Origin of the sequence: Paenibacillus sp. Y412MC10, from assembly GCF_000024685.1 — a bacterium.
Taxonomy (GTDB): Bacteria; Bacillota; Bacilli; order Paenibacillales; family Paenibacillaceae; genus Paenibacillus_AQ; species Paenibacillus_AQ lautus_A.
The window spans coordinates 4,180,046-4,202,814 of sequence record NC_013406.1 but is presented as its reverse complement, the minus strand read 5'-3'; the positions used below and the strand labels follow the sequence as shown (position 1 = coordinate 4,202,814).

At 52.5% G+C, this 22,769-nt stretch carries 18 protein-coding genes and 2 riboswitches; of the genes, 10 read left to right on the top strand and 8 right to left on the bottom strand.

Features of this window, described 5'->3' with window-relative positions; translation table 11 throughout:
- Positions 1-314: 314 nt before the first annotated feature.
- From gcvPB to gcvT, 3 genes are read right to left on the bottom strand one after another with little or no spacing between them, the layout of a single operon-like run.
- A complete protein-coding gene (gene gcvPB, locus GYMC10_RS18045; protein WP_015735857.1) occupies positions 315-1,772 on the bottom strand; it encodes an aminomethyl-transferring glycine dehydrogenase subunit GcvPB in 1,458 nt (485 codons plus the stop codon).
- Entirely contained in the window at positions 1,769-3,118 is a 1,350-nt protein-coding gene (gene gcvPA, locus GYMC10_RS18040; protein ID WP_015735856.1) for an aminomethyl-transferring glycine dehydrogenase subunit GcvPA, read from the bottom strand. The genes gcvPB and gcvPA overlap by 4 nt, the downstream gene beginning before the upstream one ends.
- Entirely contained in the window at positions 3,115-4,227 is a 1,113-nt protein-coding gene (gcvT, locus tag GYMC10_RS18035) for a glycine cleavage system aminomethyltransferase GcvT (protein WP_015735855.1), read from the bottom strand. The genes gcvPA and gcvT overlap by 4 nt, the downstream gene beginning before the upstream one ends.
- A 217-nt stretch (positions 4,228-4,444) precedes the next feature.
- Positions 4,445-4,545, bottom strand: a riboswitch (glycine riboswitch).
- Positions 4,546-4,731: 186 nt separating this feature from the next.
- A riboswitch (glycine riboswitch) is annotated at positions 4,732-4,852 on the top strand.
- 171 nt (positions 4,853-5,023) lie between these two features.
- Between gcvT and gcvH the strand changes: the two genes are divergently transcribed.
- Positions 5,024-5,413, top strand: coding sequence for a glycine cleavage system protein GcvH (gene gcvH, locus GYMC10_RS18030; protein ID WP_015735854.1), 390 nt, complete (start codon positions 5,024-5,026; stop codon positions 5,411-5,413).
- A gap of 114 nt (positions 5,414-5,527) precedes the next feature.
- Here the strand turns inward: gcvH and GYMC10_RS18025 are convergent, their stop codons facing one another.
- Positions 5,528-6,445 (bottom strand): DMT family transporter, encoded by a 918-nt coding sequence (locus GYMC10_RS18025; protein ID WP_015735853.1) that lies wholly within the window; start codon positions 6,443-6,445, stop codon positions 5,528-5,530.
- A 101-nt stretch (positions 6,446-6,546) separates the two neighbouring features.
- On the opposite strand from GYMC10_RS18025, the gene GYMC10_RS18020 reads away from it, so the two are divergent.
- The 6 genes from GYMC10_RS18020 (at position 6,547) to GYMC10_RS17995 (ending at position 16,081) form a co-directional block, all read left to right on the top strand.
- Positions 6,547-7,995, top strand: a complete 1,449-nt coding sequence (locus tag GYMC10_RS18020) for a PLP-dependent aminotransferase family protein (RefSeq protein ID WP_015735852.1) — start codon at positions 6,547-6,549, stop codon at positions 7,993-7,995.
- 171 nt (positions 7,996-8,166) lie between these two features.
- Positions 8,167-9,354, top strand: a complete 1,188-nt coding sequence (locus GYMC10_RS18015) for an NAD(P)/FAD-dependent oxidoreductase (RefSeq protein WP_015735851.1) — start codon at positions 8,167-8,169, stop codon at positions 9,352-9,354.
- A 38-nt stretch (positions 9,355-9,392) separates the two neighbouring features.
- Positions 9,393-10,253 (top strand): RNA polymerase sigma-70 factor, encoded by an 861-nt coding sequence (locus GYMC10_RS18010; protein WP_015735850.1) that lies wholly within the window; start codon positions 9,393-9,395, stop codon positions 10,251-10,253.
- A 250-nt stretch (positions 10,254-10,503) separates the two neighbouring features.
- Complete coding sequence (locus GYMC10_RS18005; protein ID WP_015735849.1) at positions 10,504-12,573, top strand: catalase; 2,070 nt, start codon at positions 10,504-10,506, stop codon at positions 12,571-12,573.
- Positions 12,574-12,826: 253 nt separating this feature from the next.
- On the top strand, positions 12,827-14,113 hold the full coding sequence (locus GYMC10_RS18000) for a histidine--tRNA ligase (RefSeq protein WP_015735848.1): 1,287 nt from the start codon (positions 12,827-12,829) through the stop codon (positions 14,111-14,113).
- 180 nt (positions 14,114-14,293) lie between these two features.
- Positions 14,294-16,081, top strand: coding sequence for an SgrR family transcriptional regulator (locus GYMC10_RS17995; RefSeq protein WP_015735847.1), 1,788 nt, complete (start codon positions 14,294-14,296; stop codon positions 16,079-16,081).
- Between the two features lie 69 nt (positions 16,082-16,150).
- Here GYMC10_RS17995 and GYMC10_RS17990 read toward each other — a convergent pair whose 3' ends face one another.
- Positions 16,151-16,339, bottom strand: coding sequence for a hypothetical protein (locus GYMC10_RS17990; protein WP_015735846.1), 189 nt, complete (start codon positions 16,337-16,339; stop codon positions 16,151-16,153).
- A gap of 156 nt (positions 16,340-16,495) precedes the next feature.
- On the bottom strand, positions 16,496-17,419 hold the full coding sequence (locus tag GYMC10_RS17985) for a cation diffusion facilitator family transporter (RefSeq protein WP_015735845.1): 924 nt from the start codon (positions 17,417-17,419) through the stop codon (positions 16,496-16,498).
- Between the two features lie 252 nt (positions 17,420-17,671).
- Here GYMC10_RS17985 and GYMC10_RS17980 point away from each other — a divergent pair, with 252 nt between their 5' ends.
- A complete protein-coding gene (locus GYMC10_RS17980; protein WP_015735844.1) occupies positions 17,672-18,775 on the top strand; it encodes a threonine aldolase family protein in 1,104 nt (367 codons plus the stop codon).
- A gap of 42 nt (positions 18,776-18,817) precedes the next feature.
- Here GYMC10_RS17980 and GYMC10_RS17975 read toward each other — a convergent pair whose 3' ends face one another.
- Together GYMC10_RS17975 and GYMC10_RS17970 are read right to left on the bottom strand one after the other, a co-directional pair.
- Complete coding sequence (locus tag GYMC10_RS17975; RefSeq protein WP_015735843.1) at positions 18,818-19,231, bottom strand: hypothetical protein; 414 nt, start codon at positions 19,229-19,231, stop codon at positions 18,818-18,820.
- Between the two features lie 248 nt (positions 19,232-19,479).
- A complete protein-coding gene (locus GYMC10_RS17970) occupies positions 19,480-20,760 on the bottom strand; it encodes a hypothetical protein (RefSeq protein WP_015735842.1) in 1,281 nt (426 codons plus the stop codon).
- Positions 20,761-21,208: 448 nt separating this feature from the next.
- Here GYMC10_RS17970 and GYMC10_RS17965 point away from each other — a divergent pair, with 448 nt between their 5' ends.
- Both GYMC10_RS17965 and map read left to right on the top strand, forming a co-directional pair.
- On the top strand, positions 21,209-21,949 hold the full coding sequence (locus GYMC10_RS17965; RefSeq protein ID WP_015735841.1) for a TetR/AcrR family transcriptional regulator: 741 nt from the start codon (positions 21,209-21,211) through the stop codon (positions 21,947-21,949).
- 26 nt (positions 21,950-21,975) lie between these two features.
- Positions 21,976-22,722, top strand: coding sequence for a type I methionyl aminopeptidase (map, locus tag GYMC10_RS17960; protein WP_015735840.1), 747 nt, complete (start codon positions 21,976-21,978; stop codon positions 22,720-22,722).
- The last annotated feature ends 47 nt before the right edge of the window (positions 22,723-22,769 follow it).

Here is a 22,769-nt window from a genome sequence, read left to right as displayed (position 1 = left end):
TTATTGAGATAGATGCAAAGGCCTAGCCCAAGTCCCTAGGGTGCCAGAGCATCATATGAGGGCAAGTGGGGGCTGCTGCTGTATCTGAGATCCCACGGATGCATGAAATTTATGTTATGCAATTTAAAAAGGGTGTCCCTATAGCCGCTTGTACGGCGAGGGACACCCTTTCTTAAGAGATAAGAGAGCATGAATTTCAGAGACGTACCACATCTACATCTTTAGCTTGCAAGAAAACAGCCGCTGTATGCGGTCTGGCTTCTCAGAAAGCATGTCGATAGCTGTTAAGCTATTATAACGGATCAACTCCTGCGCTATCCGCAGGTGCAGTTTAATACCGGTTTGCGCGCGGCCGTCGTTTCGTCCAGGCGCTTCACAACCGTGGTGTAAGGGGCGTTAATGACAACGTCCGGCGTAGACTCGGCTTCTTTTGCGATCTGGATCATCGTGTCAATGAAACCATCTAGCGTTTCTTTGCTCTCCGTTTCGGTCGGCTCGATCATGATGCATTCCTCCACGTTGAGCGGGAAATAGATGGTTGGCGGATGATAGCCGAAATCGAGCAGCCGCTTGGCAACGTCCAGGGTTCGCACACCGTACTCCTTCAGCTTTCTGCCGGACAGCACGAATTCGTGCTTGCATAAGCCCGGGTAGGCTACTTCGTAATAAGGAGCCAGACGATGCATCATGTAGTTGGCATTCAGCACGGCGAGCTCGGACACGCGGCGAAGTCCTTCCGGTCCATAGGTGCGAATATATGCATAGGCACGAACCAGAATGCCGAAGTTGCCATAGAACGCCTTCACGCGGCCGATCGACTGGGGACGGTCGTAATCCCAGTAGAAGGTGCCGTCTTCGCGCTTGGACACGATCGGTTTCGGCAGGAACGGGATCAGCAGGCTTTTCACGCCGACAGGGCCTGCGCCGGGACCGCCTCCGCCATGGGGTGTGCTCATCGTTTTGTGCAGGTTGAGATGGACCACGTCAAAGCCCATGTCGCCTGGTCGGGTAATTCCCATGATGGCGTTGGAATTGGCTCCGTCATAGTACAGCAGACCGCCGGCGTCGTGCACGATTTCCGCAATTTCCACGATCTGCTCCTCGAACAGGCCAAGCGTGCTCGGGTTCGTCAGCATAAGGGCCGCCGTATCCTCACCAACGACGGCGCGGAGGGCATCCAGATCCACCATGCCCCGTTCATTGGATTTGATCGTGATCGTGTCGTAACCGGCTACTGTTGCGCTGGCCGGGTTCGTGCCGTGAGAGGAGTCGGGTACGATGACCTTGGTGCGTTTCTCGCCGCGGCTCTCATGGTAGGCGCGAATCAGCATCAGCCCCGTCCATTCGCCATGGGCACCCGCAGCAGGCTGCAGCGTTACTTGATCCATGCCGGTCAATGCGGCCAAGTCGTTCTGAAGGGTATACAGCAGCTCCAGTGCGCCCTGAATGCTTTCCTCAGGCTGGTACGGATGAATCTTGGCAAAACCGGCAAAACGGGCAACATCCTCGTTGATTTTCGGGTTGTATTTCATCGTGCATGAGCCGAGCGGATAGAACCCGTTATCGATGCCGAAATTCCGTCGCGACAGCTCGGTATAATGACGGATGACATCCACCTCATAAACCTCCGGCAGTTCGGCCGGTTTGCTGCGCAGCAGGCTCTCCGGTATGAATGAAGCGGCGTCGGTTTCCGGTACGTCGCATTCGGGCAGGGAATAGGCGACGCGGCCGGGCTTGCTGAGTTCAAATATCAAGGCTTTTTCCGGTTTCATACAATCGCCTCCAATTCACCAATAAACTGGTCGATTTCTTCCTTCGTCCGCCGTTCGGTCACGGCGATCAGCATGCATCCATGAAGCTCAGGGTACGAAGAGCCAAGATCGTAACCGCCGATATAACCGGCCTCCAGCAGCTTCGAGTTGACCTCCTTCACGTTCGTTCCCTCCGGCAGCTTCACTACGAATTCATTGAAGAACGGAGAGCTGAATGGGAGGGATAGGGAGCCCTTGGCGACAAGGTCGGCAGCGTAATGGGATTTGCGCACATTCAGAAGCGCTGCCTCCTGCATGCCGGCTTTACCCAGCGTAGACATATAAACGGAGGCACACAGCGCGAGCAGCGCTTGGTTCGAGCAGATGTTCGACGTTGCTTTTTCCCGGCGAATATGTTGTTCCCGTGCCTGCAGCGTCAGCACAAAGCCGCGCTTTCCGTCCTTATCGACGGTTTGGCCCACGATCCGGCCGGGAATACGGCGCATCAGCGGTTCGGATACCGCGAAGAATCCGCAGGTCGGCCCGCCGAGAGAGGCGGGAATGCCGAGCGGCTGGGCATCGCCGACAACGATGTCGGCCCCAAGCACGCCAGGGGATTCGAGCAGCCCGAGCGACAGCGGGTTTACGCTCAGCACGAGCAATGCTTTTTGATCATGAACCAAGGGCTCGATCGATCTCACGTCCTCAATGCAGCCGAAGAAGTTCGGCGATTGCAGAAGCACGGCTGCCGTGTCATCCGTAACGGCAGCGGCGAGCGCATCCGGGTCGGTAACGCCGTTAACGATGCCGACTTCAACGACTTCCAGATCGAGGCCGTGAGCCGAAGTCAGAACGATCTCCCGGGCTTCCGGGTGAACGGCTCGGGAAATAACGATTTTCTTTCGTTTGGTTGCCCCGCTGGCAAGCGCCGCTGCCTCAGCCAGTGCCGTTGAACCGTCATACATGCTGGCATTGGCTACTTTCATGCCGGTCAATTCGCAGATATAAGATTGAAATTCAAAGATCGCTTGCAGCTCGCCTTGGCTGATCTCCGGTTGGTAGGGCGTGTACGCCGTGTAAAATTCGGAGCGGGAAATCACATGATTGAGGACGACGGGTATGTGGTGGTCATACAATCCGGCTCCGAGAAAGCTGGTATACCGGTCGAAATCGGCATTGCGGTCCGCCAAGCGGCGCATATGCTTCAGCAGCTCTGGCTCGCCCAGCCGTTTCGACATCGGGAGGACGCCGTTGTATCGGACGGATTTAGGGATATCGGCAAACAGGTCTTCGATGGTCTCCGCTCCGACGGCGGCAAGCATGTCGGCCTGATCTTGATCTGTCATAGGCAAGTAACGATGCTTCATGATAAGGCAGCTCCTCTTTTATAGAATGGTGTCTTAACCACTTTGGCTTTTAATTTCTTACCGCGAATCTCGACCCATACCTCGGAATCCAAGCTTGCATAAGGGGTTTCGATCAAGGCCAATCCGAGATTTCGCTTGAGCGAGGGAGATTGAGTACCGCTGGTCACTTCACCGATCGGTTCACCATTACCGTTCAATACAGGGTAATGGGACCGCGGGATACCGCGATCAATAAGCTCAATGCCAACCAGCTTACGCGGCACACCGTCTTGTTTCTGCTGTTGAAGCGCTTCCCGTCCGATGAAATCGCCGCTGTCCAGCTTCACGAAATAACCGAGGCTGGCTTCAAGCGGTGAGATCGTGCTCGAAAGCTCCTGTCCGTACAATGGCAGTTTTGCCTCGAAGCGGAGCGTATCGCGCGCACCAAGTCCGGCCGGAATGAGTCCATGGTCTTTCCCCGCGGTTAACAGGCCTCTCCAGATATCCGGCGCATCCGCGGCGGAGCAATAAATTTCAAAGCCGTCTTCACCGGTATAACCGGTCCGTGAGAGCAAGGCGGCATGGCCGCATACTTGCGCGTTCTGAATAAAATGGAAGGAGGGGATATCGCCGAGCATCTCCGAGGTTGCCTTCGACAAGATGTTCTCGGCGGCAGGTCCTTGGAGTGCAATCAGTGCCGTCTCCGCGGATACGTTCCGGATGGCGACATCACCTGTGACGTGTTCATGAAGCCACTGAAGATCCTTATCGATGTTGGATGCGTTCACAACCAGCATGAATCGATCCGACGACAGTTTATAGACTAGCAGGTCATCGACCGTACCGCCCTTGTCATTACACATTAGCGTATACTGGGCCTGACCGACCGTAATTCGGGTAACGTCATTCGTGGTCATGTTCTGGATGAAAGCTTCGGCGTCTTGTCCGCTGATCATAAATTCACCCATGTGGGAGACGTCGAACAGGCCGGCGTGCTTGCGTACGGCTTCATGTTCTTGCACGATGCCGGAAAATTGCACGGGCAATTCCCAGCCGCCGAAATCGATGCAGCGAGTAGAAGGAAAATCGGAATAAAGCGGGTAAAGCGGTGTACGTTGTAATGAACTCATCTCTTCACCTCTTTAATTGGCATGGTCAATCGGGGAAACACCAAAAAAGGACAGACAGAAGGATAACAAGCCGTGCCCAAAAAGCCCGCTCGTTGCGTAATCCTTCTGCTCTGTCCTTTGTACCTGAGAGTTACCCCACATGTCATGTTAGTGTTGTGTCAAGCGTGTGTGAGTTTCCCCGTGGGTGATTCCTTATTCAGAATTCTCTCCAGAGGTGCGTCCGGTAAAGGTCCTTTTGCCTGAGAGATTCACCGTGATCCGGCTTACTCCTTCGGCGCTACCTGTCAGTCTGTCGGTAATCTCTCCCAATACCATCATCCGCGTGAAACATATTGAGTTGTCATCTTCCTACGTTCTTGTGATTATTATAAACGTGCCTCTCCATAAAGTGTCAACCTTTATTTCATCAAAAATTTGTTCATGTTTAAAATTTTTGTTAGAAATCTTGACATCGACTCGTCCCTGTTTTATTCTGTGGGAGAATAAGCCAACCGAATATGCGAATGACGATGGATGGGAGAGACCGCTAACGAGTTGGGGATAACCCGAGCGGCACCGAAGGAGCAAACCGTTATGCCTGCCGGGCTGACGAGTAATCTCTCAGGTAAACGAACCGCCATCCGACGCAGCTCTGGAGAGTGCGCAAGCCACCCAAGGGGAAAGATCGAACCGTTAAGAGGCGGCCGATCACAAACTCTCAGGTACCGAGGACAGAGAGAAGGCGAAAGCCTTTTTTCGCGTCCTTTTTTTCATTCACCTTAATTTCATTTTTTTAAGAAAAGAGGAGTATTCGAAAATGAGCGAAATCAGAGAGAATTTGGTGTACAGCGACGATCATGAATGGGCATTGAGGGTTGATGGGAATGTGGTGCGCGTCGGTATTTCCGATCATGCGCAGTGCCAGCTGGGCGATATCGTATTCGTAGAGCTTCCCGAGACGGGCGCTGCGGTTGCCGCAGGCGATAGCATCGGCACCATTGAGTCGGTCAAAACCGTTTCGGAGCTGTATTCCCCTGTTTCCGGAACCATTACGAAAGTGAATACCTCCTTGGAAGACCAGCCTGAGCTTGTGAACGGAGAGCCGTATGAGGGCGGATGGATTATGGAGGTAGAGGTGGAAGGCGATCTGGACGAAGCGCTAGGCAAACTGCTGACCGCGGATGCTTATCGTGCCAAAGTGGATTAGGAATCGTAACATAACAATAGGATCACATAGCATAAAACGGCTGCGACACGTAACGAGAATTACGGGTCGCAGCCGTTTCCGTTTGTCCATTCATTCGGGGAACCATGCCACGCTTTATCCTGAGCTTGATGCCATGCGGCGCGACATGAAACGTGTCCGGAGCTCAGGCAGATTCACGATCAGAATCCCGCCGATAATGAACAAACTGCCTAGGACCGAATAAAGTGAAATCGTTTCGCCGTACAGAAATGCACCGAGTCCCAGCGCGATGATCGGCGACACGAAGAGCCAGGTGGACGGGAAAAAGGCATTCGTCGCTTTTAGCAGCCAGGCATACAGGCTATGGCCCAGCATCGAGCCGACGATTGTCAAATATAAGACGGATCCTATGGCCGGCATCGTTGTCAGCCCAGTCCATTGCCCGCGTTCACTGAACAAGGATAGAAGCAATAAAGCCAAGCCCCCATGCATCATCTGCACCGCATTGATCGTAATCGGCGAGATATCCGGCATGTCAAAGGACAGTTTGCGGGTAGCAAGCGAGCCCACGCTATAACCGATTTCGCCTATAAGGATGACCATGCAGCTCAGAATCCAGATGAGGTCGCTCCCGATCGCCAGCTTGGGCATGATGAGCACGCACACGCCCGCAAATCCGACCGCGCAGCCCCAGTAATCGCTGCGCCGGGCTTTCTTCCGCATGACAACGGATTGAATCATCAGGATCATCATGGGGCCCGTAGCCGACAGCATGGCGGCAATGCCAGAAGCTACATGCTGCTCGGCCCAATACAGCGTCGCAAACGTCAGAAACGTGCTGGTCATCCCGATCAGAAGGAATTCCTTGCGCAAGAGCAGGCTCGGTTTTGCCTTGCGCTGCAATATCATCCACAGGAAGATGAAGGCGCCCGCCAGAAGAAATCGAAGCCCCGCCGAGAGAAATGGCGGCAGCCCAGCCTCCACGCCGATTTTGATCGCGAGAAACGTGGTGCTGAAAATGGCGCACATTAATAAGTAGTTAAAAATAATCATGCTGCATCCTCCTTTTTCTATACTATAATAGGTAGTTAATAGAACAGATTCGGGTCTGTTAGAACAGATTCGCCTGCAAATAGATCAGGGGGAAAGTACGGATGAAGCTTTCGATGATGGATGAAAAGGCAGGAAAAGGAACATTGCAGCAGCTGGTTTACGATACCGTTACGAAGGGCATTGCAACAGGGGAGTGGAAGGAGTCTGACAAGCTGCCGTCGGTTAGGGTTATGGCGGAGCGTTTGAAGGTTCATCGATTAACGGTGTTGAAGGCTTATCAACAGCTGTTAGAGGATGGCATCGTGGAAGTGAAATATAAATCAGGGTATTTTGTGGCGGGTAAGGCAGAAGACGTTTCGGCGGAACCCCTTGCATTCAGCCCGCCTTGGGAATATCAGGCCAGATCGCTGTACGTCAATCGCAGCCGCTTGTCCGACATTCACAGGCATCAGGTCGATTACCAGATGTCGGAAGCGCTGATCGATCCTGCGCTGCTGCCGAATGCATTCTTGTCCAACCACGTCAAACAAGTGTTTGACATGTATCCGAAGGTATTAAGCACTTATTCTTCGGTGTCCGGAGATTTGGAACTGCGCGAGGAAATGGCCCGGTATTTCATGGAGAAGCAGGGCATAGCGGTTCATCCGGAAGAACTGCTGATTACGACGGGATCCCAGCAAGCGATTGATCTGATTTCGCGTTCGCTCGTCAAAAGCGGAGATGCTGTATTGATCGAACGGCCGACATACAGCCCGGCGATTGATGTTTTTGTTCAGCAAAATGTCAATCTGCTCCCCATCGAGATTACGCCGCAAGGATACGACCTGGAACATATCGAATATATGATGCGGACGGAGAAGCCGAAGCTGTTCTACATGAACCCGACGTTTCAAAACCCGACAGGATATACGGTACCGGCAACGCAGCGCAAGGCGCTGGTTGAACTAGCCGAACGATATGAATGCATTCTGGTGGAGGATGAGGTTTATCATGACATTTATTTTGGAGATCCGCCGCCGCTGCCCTTTTTTTATTACGATACCGAGGGTTACGTCATTCATATTCGAAGCTTCAGCAAATACGTTGCCCCTGGCCTGCGGATATCGGTCCTGGCCGCACGTCCGGAGCTGATGAAGGTAATCGTACCGGTTAAGGCGCTTTCGGACAACGGTACGCCCTTGTTGACGCAAAAGATCTTTCAGCATTATTTCTTCTCCAGCAGGCTGCAGGAGCATGTGGCCAAGCTTCGGATTGCGCTGGAGCTTCGAAAAGCGAGGATGGAGAACCTGCTGGCGGCTACGGATTGGAGCTGGAGCAGCCCGGGAGGCGGCTTGAATCTATGGATACGGCTGCCGGAAACGATCAACGTGGATGCGTTATTGCAGCAATGCTTGGCGGAATCGGTAGCGTTTGTTCCTGGACGGATATGCGATCCGCTGGATCGGATGGAATCGTGGATCAGGCTCAGTTACTCTTATATCAGCGAAGTTCAGCTGGATGAGGGAATACGTCGCCTCGTTGAGATATCGGACCGTGTGAAGGAGGATTAGCGCAACATATTGGCTTGATTTTAAGGATGAATCGGACATCAAAGAGAGTTTTTATGGGGCTTGCTGATGAAGAGCAGTCAGTTCCCTTAAAAAAGTTGGCAGTCATGTCACAAAAACAGCCCCCTTCTCGTGTTATGTGCAAATCGCATAAACCAAAGGAGATGGGTTGTATTGATAAAGGATTTCACATGCGTTGTCGTAGGGGGAGGCTTTGCCGGCATACATGCCCTCAAAGCCATTCATAAAGGCTGCCAGAAAGGGCTGAACGGAAGAAAGCTGCGATTGTTCCTTATCGATCAAGGTTCCGCCCATGTGCGGAAAGTGCTTTTATTCCGCCCTGCCGTAAGTGGGGAAAGCATAACCGTCCCGTGGGAACAGGTCATGCCGGAAGGCACCCGCTTCATACAGGGCAGGGTGACTAACATTGACAAGGAGAGCAAGCTGCTGAACTTGGAAGACGGCAGAGGGCAGGAGCATAGGATGGAGTATGATGTCCTTGTGATGGCGATTGGAAGCGTCGTGCGCCAGGCAGCACCGGAACAAGGCGGCATATCGCTGACAGGCATGGAAGCGGCGGAACGTATCCGGGAACGCTGGCAGTCCAATCTTAGGCTGGCAGCAGCAGAAACGGATGCTCAAGAGAAGCAGCGGCTGATGAGCATTGCCGTAGCCGGTGCAGGCATTACCGGAATTGAGACGTCGGCCGAGCTGATTCATGCGATGCGGGCTGAGGCGGGTAAGCTCCGTTTAGACCCGGAACATATTCGGGTGCACCTGTTCAATGCTCAGGATCGCTTGTTCCTCGAAGGGCCTGCCAAAGTAGGGAAACGGCTTGAACGATATCTAACCGAGCTTGGCATAGTCCTTCATCAGGGGAGAAGAGCGCTTAAGGAGGAACAGGGGCAGCTTCATTTTCTTGAAGGAGCTTCCATCCCTGTCGGCCTTACGGTGTGGACGCTTGGTCTGGCTCCGAACCCCGCGCTGCTAGGCCTGGGGCTGCCCGTGACGGCGGACGGGCAGATCGTTGTCGATGAAAGCTACCGTGTCAAGGATGCGCCGGGAGTATACGGCATCGGCGATTGCGCGCATGTGGTCGATCCCGTAAGCGGTGCCGCAGACCGGATGACATGCAAGGAAGCGATTCCGCAAGCGGCGCGGCTTGGCGGCATCGTGCAGGCGGATGTAACCGGAACCCCAGCCGCCAAGCACAGGAGCGTAAATGAAGGGTATACGGTTGGATTGGGACCCGGACACGGCCTGGTGTGGTCACGTGCCTGGGGAATGGATCTGATGATCACAGGAAAGCTGGCTTACAAGGTCAAAACGTTCATGTGGAATTATTCCAGCATGGTTCGTTAGATAAGGGACAATCCAGCTTGAAAGGATGAAAAGACGGTATGTTAGAGCTGTATGAACAGTATAAGGGTGTTCTGTTTCATCTGGCGTATCAAATGACCGGAACGGTTACGGATGCAGAGGATGCGGTACAGGATGTGTTCGTGAAGGTCCAAAGCCTTCCCATCAAACAAATACGGGAGCCCAAAGCCTATTTGTGCAAAATGGTGACGAATCGCTGTCTCGACGAGATCAAGTCAGCCAGAAATCGGAGAGAGCAGTATTTCGGTCCTTGGCTTCCCGAGCCGATTCCGGAATCCTACAGCGAGACCTATGAGACCATCGAGAACCAAGAGCTGCTCTCTTATGCCATGTTGGTTCTGCTCGAACGGCTGTCTCCTTCGGAGCGGGCCGTATTCGTCCTGCGGGAAGCGCTGGGATTCGATTACCCGGAAATCGCCGGGCTGATCGATAAAACCGAGGCCAACTGCCGCAAGCTTATGAGCAGGGCAAGAGGAAAAATGGGGATCACGGAGGAGGACCTGATTGGCGTAGGGTCCGTCGAGGAGGAATGGGTAAAGCGATTCTTCACGGCCCTGTCCGAGGGAAACGCCGAACATGTCCTGTCCCTGCTGGCGGACGATGCCGTCCTTCTGGCCGACGGCGGCGGTAAAGTGATCGCGGCGGCAAGGCCGGTCGAAACCCGGGAGCGGGTTGCCCGTTTTCTTAGCGGCATTCTGCGCCAAGCACTGCTGGAGGATGGTGTTGCGCCGGAGATCGAGGTCAGGGAATTGAACCATCAAACCGGGGTTGTTTTCCGGCAAGCCGGGAACGTAACGGGCGTCGTTTTCTTCAATATCCGGAATGGATTGCTGCAGGATATCTATATCGTGAGAAATCCGGATAAACTGACAGGGATTTAAGCCATTACAGTTTTACATTGCGGCCGACCTCTGAAGAGGGAGGCTGCTTTTTTTATTGACAAGGGAAAGACGTTGAATGTCCCGGCGCTAAGCCTGCAGCTCGATTGCATGAGCTTTTTATGAAGGTCGCATGAAACTGGATTCGTATTCCATATTGCAGGGTAATTAGATGACGGGTTCGCAAGCGGACCTGTTACCAAGGGAAACACTCGTCAGAGACACATCTACTACATACCAGGAGGTTCCGATCATGGACAATTCAAATTCCAATTCGAATGTCAACAACAGCAACAACAAGACGAGCAAGGACCAACAGCTGGAACAATTTACGGTAGACAATGACGGTAAGAGCTTGACCACGAACCAGGGGCTTACGGTCTCTGAGGACGAGCATTCGCTTAAGGCTGGCGAACGCGGTCCGACGTTAATGGAGGACTTCCATTTCAGAGAGAAAATGACGCATTTCGACCATGAGCGAATTCCTGAGCGCATTGTGCATGCCCGCGGTTTTGGAGCCCATGGTTATTTTCAGTTATATGAATCGATGAAAGATTATACCAAAGCCAAATTCCTGCAGGATCCTTCCGTCGTGACGCCCGTATTTGTCCGGTTCTCGACGGTGGCGGGCTCCAGGGGCTCAGCCGACACCGTGCGGGACGTGCGCGGTTTCGCAACTAAATTTTATACGGAAGAGGGCAACTATGATCTGGTTGGCAACAACATGCCTGTATTCTTCGTACAGGATGCGATGAAGTTTCCCGATTTCGTTCACGCGGTAAAGCCCGAGCCCCATAACGAGATTCCGCAGGCGCAGTCCGCTCACGATACGTTCTGGGATTTTGTAGCTAACAACACGGAAAGCGCGCACATGGTGATGTGGGCGATGTCGGACCGTTCGCTTCCGCGAAGCTTCCGAATGATGGAGGGCTTTGGCGTGCATACCTTCCGTTTCGTGAACGAGGAAGGAAAGGCGCATTTTGTGAAATTCCACTGGAAGCCCGTGCTGGGCACTCATTCTCTCGTGTGGGACGAAACGCAGAAGCTGGCAGGAAAGGATCCCGACTTTAACCGCCGCGACCTATGGGATGCCATCGACACGGGGAACTATCCGGAATTCGAATTTGGCGTTCAAATGATCGGGGAGGACGAGGAATTCAATTTTGATTTTGATATCCTCGATCCGACGAAGATATGGCCGGAAGAGATCATTCCGGTCAGAATCATAGGAAGAATGACGCTTAATCGCAATACGGATAATTTCTTTGCGGAGACGGAACAGATTGCATTCCATCCAGGTCATGTCGTGCCCGGCATCGATTTTACCAATGATCCGCTGCTGCAGGGACGTCTGTTCTCCTATACCGATACGCAGCTGTCCCGTCTGGGCGGGCCGAATTTCCATGAAATTCCGATTAATCGTCCGATTGCACCGGTTCATAACAACCAACGGGACGGGATGCACCGCATGACCATCAATAAGGGGCCGGTCAGCTATCATAAGAACGGCATTGCGGGCAACACGCCGAAGCCCGTTCCAGCCGAACGAGGCGGCTACGAGCATTATACCGAGAAGGTGGAGGGTCGCAAGGTGCAAGCCCGAAGCGACAGCTTCAAGGATCACTTCAGCCAGGCGGCTTTGTTCTGGAACAGCATGTCCGAGGTGGAGAAGCAGCATATCGTATCCGCATTCCAGTTCGAGCTTGGCAAAGTGCAGCGGAAGGAGATCCGCCAGCAGATCGTCGACCTGTTTGCGAATGTGGACAGCGAACTCGCGACAAGAATTTCGGAAGGGTTAGGAACCATTCCTCCCCAAACCAGGGGCTCCGCTTCCAAAGACTCCTCTCCGGCTCTCAGCATGATGAACACCGCGAAGCTCCCGTTAACGCGCAAGGTGGCTGTGCTTGCAGGCAATGGATTTACGGACGAGCTTCCGTTCGTGCTTGCGCAGCTTCAGCAAGCCGGCATCATCACCGAAGTGGTTAGCCCGAAGCTTGGCGTCATTGCAGGCAAATCCGGCGGAGAACTGGAAGTGAAACATTCGCTCCTGGGGGCGGATTCCGTGTTATTCGACGCGGTGCTTGTCGCGGGCGGGGCGCTAAGCGTGTCAGAGCTCCTGACGGAGCAGAAGGTGCTGGACTTCATCAAGGAAGCTTATCAGCATTTCAAACCGATCGCGGCCATCGCCGAAGGAATGAATCTGCTTCCGGCGGCGAGCGGTGAAGGGATCGTGGTCGCTCAAGAGAATGAGGATTCGAAGCTGTTCGGCCAAGCCTTCATTGATGCGATTGCGGCCCATCGCCATTGGTCCCGAACCATCTAAGAGGAATTGCCCTTGAATATATAGATCAGCTGCGCTATAATTCCCCTTAATCAATGGCTTAAAGTGAAGGGGATTATGACATGAACAGCATCAAATCGAATCAACTTCATCATCACAAGCAGCGTTAGCACGCCTGTAAATCTACAGGGCGGGCTAACGCTGTTCGCGTTGGCCTCCCTGCCGCATACCAAGCGCGCGGGACCATGAGGTCCGGCGCGTTTTTTATTTTCTCGGGACGAAAGGATGAGCAGCGATGCAGAACGTAAAAGGGACATATGATTATTTTGGACAGGAACAGGCTGTAAGGAGAAAGGTGCTATCGACGCTTCGCGAAGTGTTTGAATGTTACGATTACGCGGAGATGGAGTCAACCATCCTGAATGAATTGGAACTGCTGTCTTCCAAGTACGCTGGAGGAGAAGAAATACTTAAGGAGATGTATCAGCTGACGGATCAGGGAGCGCGACAGCTGGGGCTGCGCTACGACCTGACGATACCGTTCGCCAAGGTGATCGCGCTGAACCCAGGCATCAGCCAGCCATTCAAGCGATATGAGATGGGGAAGGTATTTCGGGACGGCCCTGTCAAAAGGGGCAGATTGCGGGAGTTTCTGCAGTGCGACGTCGATGTGGTGGGGGTTGCGGGTCCGGAAGCGGAAGCGGAGCTGATGCAGCTCGCAGTCGAGGTGTTCCGAAGACTTGAAATTCCGATCGTCCTCAGGTGGAACAATCGTGGCTTTCTGGGTGAACTCCTGGGAGGTATGGGCGTACCGGCCGACCTAAGTTCATCCGTCATGTTGACACTGGATAAGCTGGACAAGATCGGGAGGGAAGGGGTTCGGAAAGAGCTCGCGGATAAGGTGATTGATCCGGAAATTTGCCGCCGCGTCCTGAGCTTCGTAGATCTCAAGGAACCGACGTTTGAGCAGATTACCAGAACATACAACCTGGAGCCGGGGCGGGGCGCGCGCGAAGTTCAAATCCTGCAAAGCCTGCTGCAGCGTGTCGGTTTGCAGGACATCTGCGTATTTGATCCGTTTCTTTCCCGGGGTTTGTCGTTTTACACGGGAACCGTTTACGAAATTTACGACGCGTCCCATGCTTTTCGTTCAAGTCTGGGCGGCGGCGGCAGATATGACGCGATCATCGGGCAGCTTGTTGGACGGGAAGATATGGCATATCCGACGGTAGGGCTTTCGTTCGGCATGGAATCCATCATGGAGATGCTTCGGGACCGGGTGGTTGAAACGAACAGGCCACACGTTGTGGTTATCCCGATAGGAGATGCTGTCCCGGAAGGATTGATGGCTGCTGCGGCACTTCGGAATCGCGGGATTCGTACCCGATTGGCTACCCTGCGGCGCAAATTGAAAAAGACCTTAGCCTCCGTTTCGGCCGAAGGCATCCCTTATGCCATTCTGATCGGCGAAGATGAAGCGGCGGCTGGCGTGCTTCGATTGAAGAACATGTCCGACGGCATCGAGCTTACATTAAAATTGAACGAAGCGGAGGAGTTCATAAGCCGGAACTTGATGGCTTGATATGAAACGAAGGGCTTCTGTTATGTAATAAGGATGTGCGGTTTAAGGCTAACGGTTTAGGGCGAATAGAGCCGTTCTTTTTTGAATATAATGGATTTCTACCGAAAAGGTACTCGCGCTCGAAACGATCTCCAAGTAGAATAAACGTATTGGATTTTACCAAGGGGGGAGCGGATCGCAATGCTGTACGAACAATTTTTCATGCTGCATCGGAAGCTTGCTGTTAACGCTCCAGTCCATACCGCAACGGAAGTGACGCTTGAGCAGATTGCCGACACGCTTTATTGCACGACGCGCAACGCGAAGCTCGTTTTGCGCAAGCTCGAAGAGAAGGGCTGGATTCTATGGAAAGCCGGACGCGGGCGAGGAAACCGGTCCAAGCTGACCTTTCAAGCGGATCAAGCAGAACTGCTTCAGGAAGCGGCACAACAGCTCGCGGAAAAAGGGGAATACAAGCAAGCCTTTGAGCTGCTTCGTACCTACGGACAAGGCATTCGGACCAACGACTCCTACGTGGAGTGGATGAATGGGCATTTTGGCTTTTGCAAGGAGATGAAGGAAGGGGAGGAAGAAGCCAGGGATTCGCTGCGGCTGCCGGTTTATCGGCTGATCGAAACCTTGGACCCCGCCGAGTGCTATTACAGTTTTCAAGCTCATATGATCCAGCAAATATTCGATCGATTGGTGGTATACGATAAAGCAAAGGATCAATACATGCCTGTGATTGCGCATCATTGGGAGAGCAGCGAGGATGGAACGAGCTGGACGTTTCATCTTCGTAAAGGGATTCTGTTCCATGACGGCAAGGAATTAACGGCCGAGGACGTAAAATTCACGGTGGAGCGCTTGGGTCAGGATCGACGGAATGCTTGGATCGTGCGTGAACTGCACAGCGTAGAGGCGGTGTCGCCCCGCGAGGTCCGTTTTATCCTGAATAAGCCGAATCGGATTTTCATCCGGTTTCTCAGTTCCATATGCATGTCCATCGTGCCTAAACATCTGCTGATTCACGATGAAGAACAGTTCTGGAGGCTTCCTGTCGGAACGGGGCCCTTTCAGGTGGTTGAATGGGCCGAGGAAAGGCTGACCATTCACGCGAATGCCCACTATTATCAAGGGCGGCCGCATTTGGACAGCATCCAAATCATTATGATGCCGGAAGATGCCGAGCATTGCAACGTCAGTTGGGAGCGGCTGCTGCAGGATTCGGAGCAATTCGGTCATGGCGGCGACCATCATGCTGTGGATATCATAGAATCCTCCGAAGGCTGCACGACTTTGATTACATGGAATATGAAAAAAGAGGGGCCGTTTCAATCCGTCGAATTTCGCCGCGCATTCAATCTGATCCTGAACCGTTCGGAGATGATCCGGGAGCTGGGCGACAATCGTCTTTATCCGGCCAGAGGGTTCATTATGGATGAACAAGCGCCTTACCGCAAAGACCGTTATGATCCCGAGTTCGCCAAGTCGCTGCTGAGACAGTCGGGTTACGACGGTTCCCCCGTCATCATGGCAACGCTGGCCAATCATATCAAGGATGCCGAATGGATCCAGAATCAGTGTGCTTCCGTTGGGATTTCATTGATGATCCGGGAGATACGTATGGATACCATGCTGCATCCCGACGTGGTGAATAGTATGGACTGCATATTGCACGGCCTAGTTCTTCCGGGCGAAGAAGTATGCATCATCGAGAATTACGAGCAGGAGGGCAGCATTGTCAAAGAGTTCATGGATCCGTCCCTGCAGGATTGGGTAAAAGAATGCATCGATGACGCGCTTGCCAGCGAACAGTGCGAGGAGCGGTTGAGCATTTTATCGAACATCGAGGAGAGGCTGCGGGAGGAAGCGCATGTATCATTCCTGATTCATACAAGATTCTTCGCAAGTTTGCATCCTTCTTACAAGGGAGTTGTCATTAATAATCTGGGATGGCTGGATTTTAAGCAGATCTGGCGGGCGTGATTCCCGTAAAAAAGAGCAAGCGCGTACAACCGCGCTTGCTCTTTTGGCTTATAAGGATTTTGAATGGGTTTATCGTGATCTCCGCTTTCGAAAGAACCCGTAAAGCTTATCGATAAGTCGACGATTCCTCGCATTTAACTCCGATTCACCAACGCCGATCTCATCATGAATAATGAATCTTCCTTGACGATCCAGTTCGTCCCAATGTGCTTGCCGATATTCATTTAGCTTCTCCAGCGTATATATATCGTTATTCATGGCAACCTCCCTATCAGACATTCAGGATTTCGTGGTAACTTACGTAGAATGTCTTGATAGTCTCATTATGGAGGTCAACCGAGCTTGTAAAAAGTGTAAACCTCGGCAGCCGAATTTCCCCTTTTCATGAACGGAAAGACTGCCGCAGGAACCAGATCACACTTTATTTTCTTTATGAGCGATGGCGCTGTTCTCAATCTGGATGGTTGAATGCTCGATGTGGAATCGACTATCCAGAAGATCAATCGCTTGTTGAAGGATCTCATAACCAGTCACGTCATCCTTTACGACAAGATGGCAGCTCAAGGAGTCGAAATTGGACGTAATCGTCCAAATATGGAGATCATGGATGCCCGTGACTCCCGGAATGGACAGCAGGGATTTCGTTACTTCATCAGGGTTAATCGCTGCAGGTGCACCCTCCATGAGGATATGAACGGTATTCTGTATAATTCTCCAGGCGCTTTTCAGGATCAAGATCGAAACCAGAATGGAAATCATAGGATCTGCAATATACCATCCAAATGCAATCATGAGAATCCCGGCGACAATAGCACCTACGGAGCCAAGCGCATCGCCGATGACATGAAGGTAGGCGCTTCGCAGGTTCACATTGTTCTTCACATCGCCCATCCGCATCAAGAACCAGGCACTCAGAAGATTAGCCAACAAGCCGATGGATGCAATGAGCATCATGCTGCCGCTGGCAACGGCCGGCGGGTCATCAAAGCGTTGAATCGCCTCCCAGACGATAAAGCCGGCGATTACAAACAGGGCGACGCCATTTAATAGTGCTGCCAGTATTTCGAAACGGTAAAAGCCGTAGGTCTTGTTCGGCGATGAGGGCCTTGCTGCAAACCATAAAGCGACCAGACTGAGCAGCAAAGCGCTGGCATCGCTTAGCATATGGCCGGAATCGGATAACAGGGCCAGACTGTTGGTAAGCAAACCTCCCACAAATTCTAGAATCATAATGCCGAGCGTGATGATCAGGGCGATGGCAAGACCTTTCTTATTCCCTGAGCGGGCGTGATCATGGTGACTGTGGTCATGACCGTGCTGGTGGTTGTGATGATGCATAATCGAAAACTCCCTTCAGATAAACCCTAAGAATGTTGAACGAATGATTCAAAAAGCTGAATAAATTTTAATATGAACATATGCTCATATACAATGTTATTTCAGACCTCCCCTATTGTCAAGTTTTTCCGAAAAGTTAGGTCATCAAAATTATTTTTCACTTGCTCATTTATCTAGTATGCTAAAAGGGTGGTTCATTCAATGTAAAGAGATTAGGCTTAAAATCAATGAAACAAGGGGAGTTATTGCGACATGGGAGAACAACGAAAATCGCTTGGCGAGTCTTACGGCGAAACAGCATACCCATTGATTGGCCATAGCCGCAGGAATGTTGAAGTGCTGCTCGAGGCATTTCGCAGCGCGGATGGGTCGCAGATGGGGGATACATACGGAAAGGGCGCCATCATCGAAGAGTTTCAGACGCGAATGGCAGAGGTTCTGGGGAAGGAATCGGCGGTATTCTTTCCCAGCGGAACGATGGCGCAGCAGATTGCTTTGCGGATCTGGTGCGATGATGCGGATCTGAAGCGAGTGGCGTATCACCCGCTTTGCCATTTGGAGATTCATGAGGAGGACGGGCTTAAAGAGCTGCATCATATCGAACCGATTCTGCTTGGCGATCAGGAGCGTTTGATTACGCTTGAGGACGTGCAGCGTTTGGATCGTGACATTGCATGTCTGCTTCTGGAATTGCCGCAGCGTGAAATCGGAGGGCAGCTGCCTGATTACGCGGAGTTGGAGGCCATTTCGGCCTATTGCCGTACTCAAGGCATCAAGCTGCATCTGGACGGGGCAAGATTGTTCGAGATTACACCGTATTATCAGAAAACGGCTGCAGAAATCTGTGCTCTATTTGACAGCGTGTATGTATCTTTCTATAAAGGCATCGGCGGGATTGCCGGCGCCGTTCTGGCCGGCGGGACCGATTTCACGGCAAAGTCCAAAGTGTGGAAGAGAAGGCATGGCGGCGATCTGGTCAGTCTTTACCCGTATATTATCAGCTCGGATTATTATTATGCGGAAAGAATAGGCAGCATGGGCCGGTATTACGAAGAAGCCAAAGAGCTCGCAGCGATGTTCGGCCAGTGCCGAGGCGTGAAGACGAAGCCTGCCGTGCCCGTATCGAATATGTTCCATGTGTACTTTGAAATGGATAAGGAACAGCTGGAACCGATCCTGATTGATGTGTACCGTGCGACGGGCGTCGGATTGGTCGCTTATCTGAACGAGGCAGGGGAAGATCAGTGTTATTCGGAGGTCAACATCGGGGAACGGTACGGCAAGACGCCAAAAGAGAGCATTCACGAAGCCTTCCGAATGTTGAACGAAAAATTGCAGGAAGCTGCAGGCATATAACAACAAAAAGGACCTGATTCAGGTCCTTTCTACGTGTCGCATTCAGCTTATCAGCCCCATATAGACCAGTTCCGATGGATTGGCCGGATGCTGAGCGAGGCCGATGGTATCACCGGCTCTCGGAATTTGCAGTTTCGATACGAGCGTTTCCAGCGTTTTGGTATATTGCTTTCCTCCGTTCTCTGTGACATCCAGTTCAAGGATGACGACCGGATCAAAATTGATCAGCTTTCCGGTATCCCGTACGGATCGTACGTGGGCGGTCGCCGTTAACGAAAGGGCGCCGGTCGCTGCCATCTGTGCCTGTTTCGCTTGCTCCAGACTTTGATTGATGGCGTGTCGATGTTCTTTCGGCACTAAGCCCTTCATCATCATACCCGTCAAACCTTTGTTCATCATTTGATCTGCTTTCTCCAGCGCATCCTGCGGACTTTTCTTTTTGCTAAACCATCCCATAATCGAGCACCTCGCTTAGAAGAATTATTTATAATTCAATGTTAGCCTCGGGGAGCTGTGGCGACAATGGTTTGGCAAGGAAACAAAACTTCGGGCAATATGATGGAATGAACTTGATCGTTTCGGAGAAACTTTTGCGGTATTCATAGGGTTCAATCAGGTTGATTCGGTTGCAAAGCAAATGAACGGTAAGTCATGACGAAAGTTTTGCGAATGAAGGTGGTCGTTTCGACCTTCTAACGCATGAATTATTTGTTTCGAAGCAGGTAGACCAGCTTTTTATAATAAACGGTGGACTCCTTGTATTTCCTTGATTCCTCCGATACGGCCGCCAATGCTTCATATAAAGATTCTAGTCGCATGGTGAGCTGAGCGGATTCGTAATACGGCAGGCATTTCAGGGCATACTCCATAAATTCTTCATGGTGTCCATGAGCCAAAGCGAGCTGGCATTGATAAAAAAATGCGGACATCTCTTGATCCGTTGTCAGCTCTAACGATTTGAGCTCTTGTATGTACTGGGTTAATAGCCCCCATTGTTTTTGAGCCGCAGCCGACTCGCAGCGGTAAATCAATAGGATCGGACGGAATTGCTCCCGTACCTCCGCCGATTCCCGTTCGAGAAGTTCCGCAAAACGCCGGATTTCTTCCTCCGCTTTTTCATGCTCTCCCTGCATCGTCAGCATGATGATCCGGTTGTTCATGATGGTGGATAACATATTCCCCTGGTTTACCGCATACACCAGATTGGCTTCCGCCATCGAGAGGGTGACCAGCGCTTCCTGATACAATCCCATCGAGTAACAATAACCGCTGTAAGCGATGTACAGATCGGTCAAGCGGTGAAATAGCCGTTCTTCATAAACGCGTCGCATCGTTCCATCAAACACCTGCTTGGCCTGGTCGTATAACTTCAAAAAAATGCTGGCCTCCATCTTGAAGTTTTGCGTAGTCAGCCATAAATCGGTCCCTTCCTGCACATATTCGCTTAACCGGTTCGCGTGGCTTAAAGCCTCATGATAACGGTTTTTGGACCGGTAGAATTGGATTTTGTAGAAAAGCATCGCTTTCTTCGCAGGCAGCGGGAGCTCGGCATCATCGGGGCGCCCATACTTCTCGAGGTAAAAATTCAGGTAGTTCTGGTGCAGGTAATCATGGGATACCGCATCATTCACTTGTTGGTAATAGATGGCTTTCATCAAAGCTACGGTGAGCTCCACCGTTAAACAGTCATGGCGATCCGGTAGATCGTGGATACGCTCTTCTGATAGAAGCGAAGCCGTTTGGGAAAGCTCTTCAAAAATGCGATTTGCGGTCTCCAGCGTATCCTGATCGGTGTTTCCTGCCTCCACCAAGTAGGAAGGAGACACTTGAAGGCGCTGAGCCAGATGCCCGGCAAGATCTTCGGGCAATGGATATCGTTCGGCAAGGATGTTCGCAAAGTGGGCGGTCGTCACGAATCCTTCAACCAGCTCTTTGCGGGATATTCCTTTCTTCTTGCACAAGTAATCAATGCGTTCTTTTAACACGGTACAGGCTCCTTAATCACGGAATTGTTGGGAAGAGTATACCATGCTCGGCGTCCGCCGGCCGGAATGAACGTTTAAAAGAGGAGAAAGGTCCTAGTATTATGATTCTGAAATAAAACGTGCTTTGGCCCTAGCCTGGGGATTAACAGAATTTATGGCCTGTAACGATCAATCGGTGCTTGACCGGAAGAGTGTATGCGAGTGCGTAAAAGCGGGTTAAAGTCGAATGGTTGTAAGTGACACTAGTGAGTATTAGTGCTGATTAAGCGCCATAGAACCGATAGCGCAGCAATGTTCCAAACAGGTCGCCCGTTTAAGGCTAACCCGTGATCAAGCACCGACGGCTAGGCTGAGGCGCAAATCCTCCAGCTAAACCCTTGTTATTCGCAAGCCGATGTTTTATATTGACATAAGAGTAGGTCAAAAATAAAAGAGGTGAACGGACGAGATGACTCCACGCACGAAGGAACAAAACGAAGAAATCCGGCTGCGGCGTCTGGCGCAAATCCGTAAAGCCGCTGCCGATGTGTTTTTGAATAAAGGGCCTTTACTGGAAATCCGCGATGTGGCTGCGCAGGCGGAACTCGGCTATGGAACGGTATACCATTATTACAGCAATAAGGGCGATTTGCTCCACGATCTCCTGTGGGACGCATTGGAGCGGACCGGGGAATGGCTGGAGGTCCCGCTGAACGCCCCTCCGAAGGTCTTGTGCGCATCGGCTTCGGGAGAGGCGCCTGCGGGCTGGCCTTTGGCTACGGCGGCTGACATCGGTAACTCGGCTGCCGCGGATTCCCGCAGCACAAGCCTCGAAACGGCCGCTGGCGCAGAGCTAAGCCCCGTCGCCGCCGCCGGCGTCCGGCTGCTGCAGCTTTGGGCGGAGGATCACGCCCTATTCCTGCTGCATAAGCTGGCCGGTGAGGGCTTTGCCGCGCTGCCTGAAGCGCGCTCGGCCCCGCTCACGGCCGCCTTTCGCCGGGAGGTGCTCGCGCCGATTGCCGCGCTGCTGGAAAGCGAGCGTGCGGCGAACGAGGCAGCCGCTGCCGTAGCAAACGCGGCGGAGCCGCCGTATCGGCTGCAGCGCGCGGAAATGCTGCTGGCCGCCTTGGTCGGCTGCGCCTCGCTCTCGCTTCGACGAGGAATGCTGCACGAGGAGGCCAGGGATATCGTGCGGTTTTTAAAACTATAGAGCTGATAAGGAGCGAATAAACATAGATGATTATTTTAAAATCACCTAGGGAAATCGAAGAGATGAAGCCGGCGAGCCAAATCGTTGCGGACTGCTACCGCGAGGTGGCCAAACTGATCGAGCCCGGGATCACCACCCGGGAGATCAATGACTTTGTTGCCAGACACATCACCAAGCTGGGCGGCAAGCAGTTTACGAAAGGGTATAACGGTTTCCCCGCCGAAACCTGCACATCGGTCAACGATGTGGTAGCCCACGGCATTCCTTCGAACCGGGCGCTGATGGATGGCGACCTGCTGAAGCTTGACATCGTCGTGGAATACGGCGGATGGTTCGGCGATTCGTGCTGGTGCTATCCGGTGGGCAATATCCGGCCGGAGGCGCAAAACATAATGAAGGTGGCAAAGGAATGCCTGGATCTGGGGATCGCCCGGGCACTCCCCGGGGGCCGGCTTGGCGATATAACGTCGGCGATTCAACAACATGCGGAAGCGAACGGGTTCTCGGTCGTACGCGATCTGCTGGCGCACGGGATCGGACGGAGTCTGCACGAGGAGCCGAACTTCGAGCATGTCGGCGTAGCCGGCAAAGGCATTCGGTTAAAGGAAGGCATGGTGTTTACGATTGAACCGATGATCAACGAAGGTACGTTCCGTATCACGATCGACGACGATCAGTGGACGGCGAGAACGGCCGACGGCAAGCTGTCGGCGCAATATGAGCATACGATCGCTATCACGAAGGATGGACCGCTGATTTTAACGGCCCAGTAAGCTTTTTTTACATTCGTTTGTCTACTAGGTTGCTGGGTAGGTGTGGG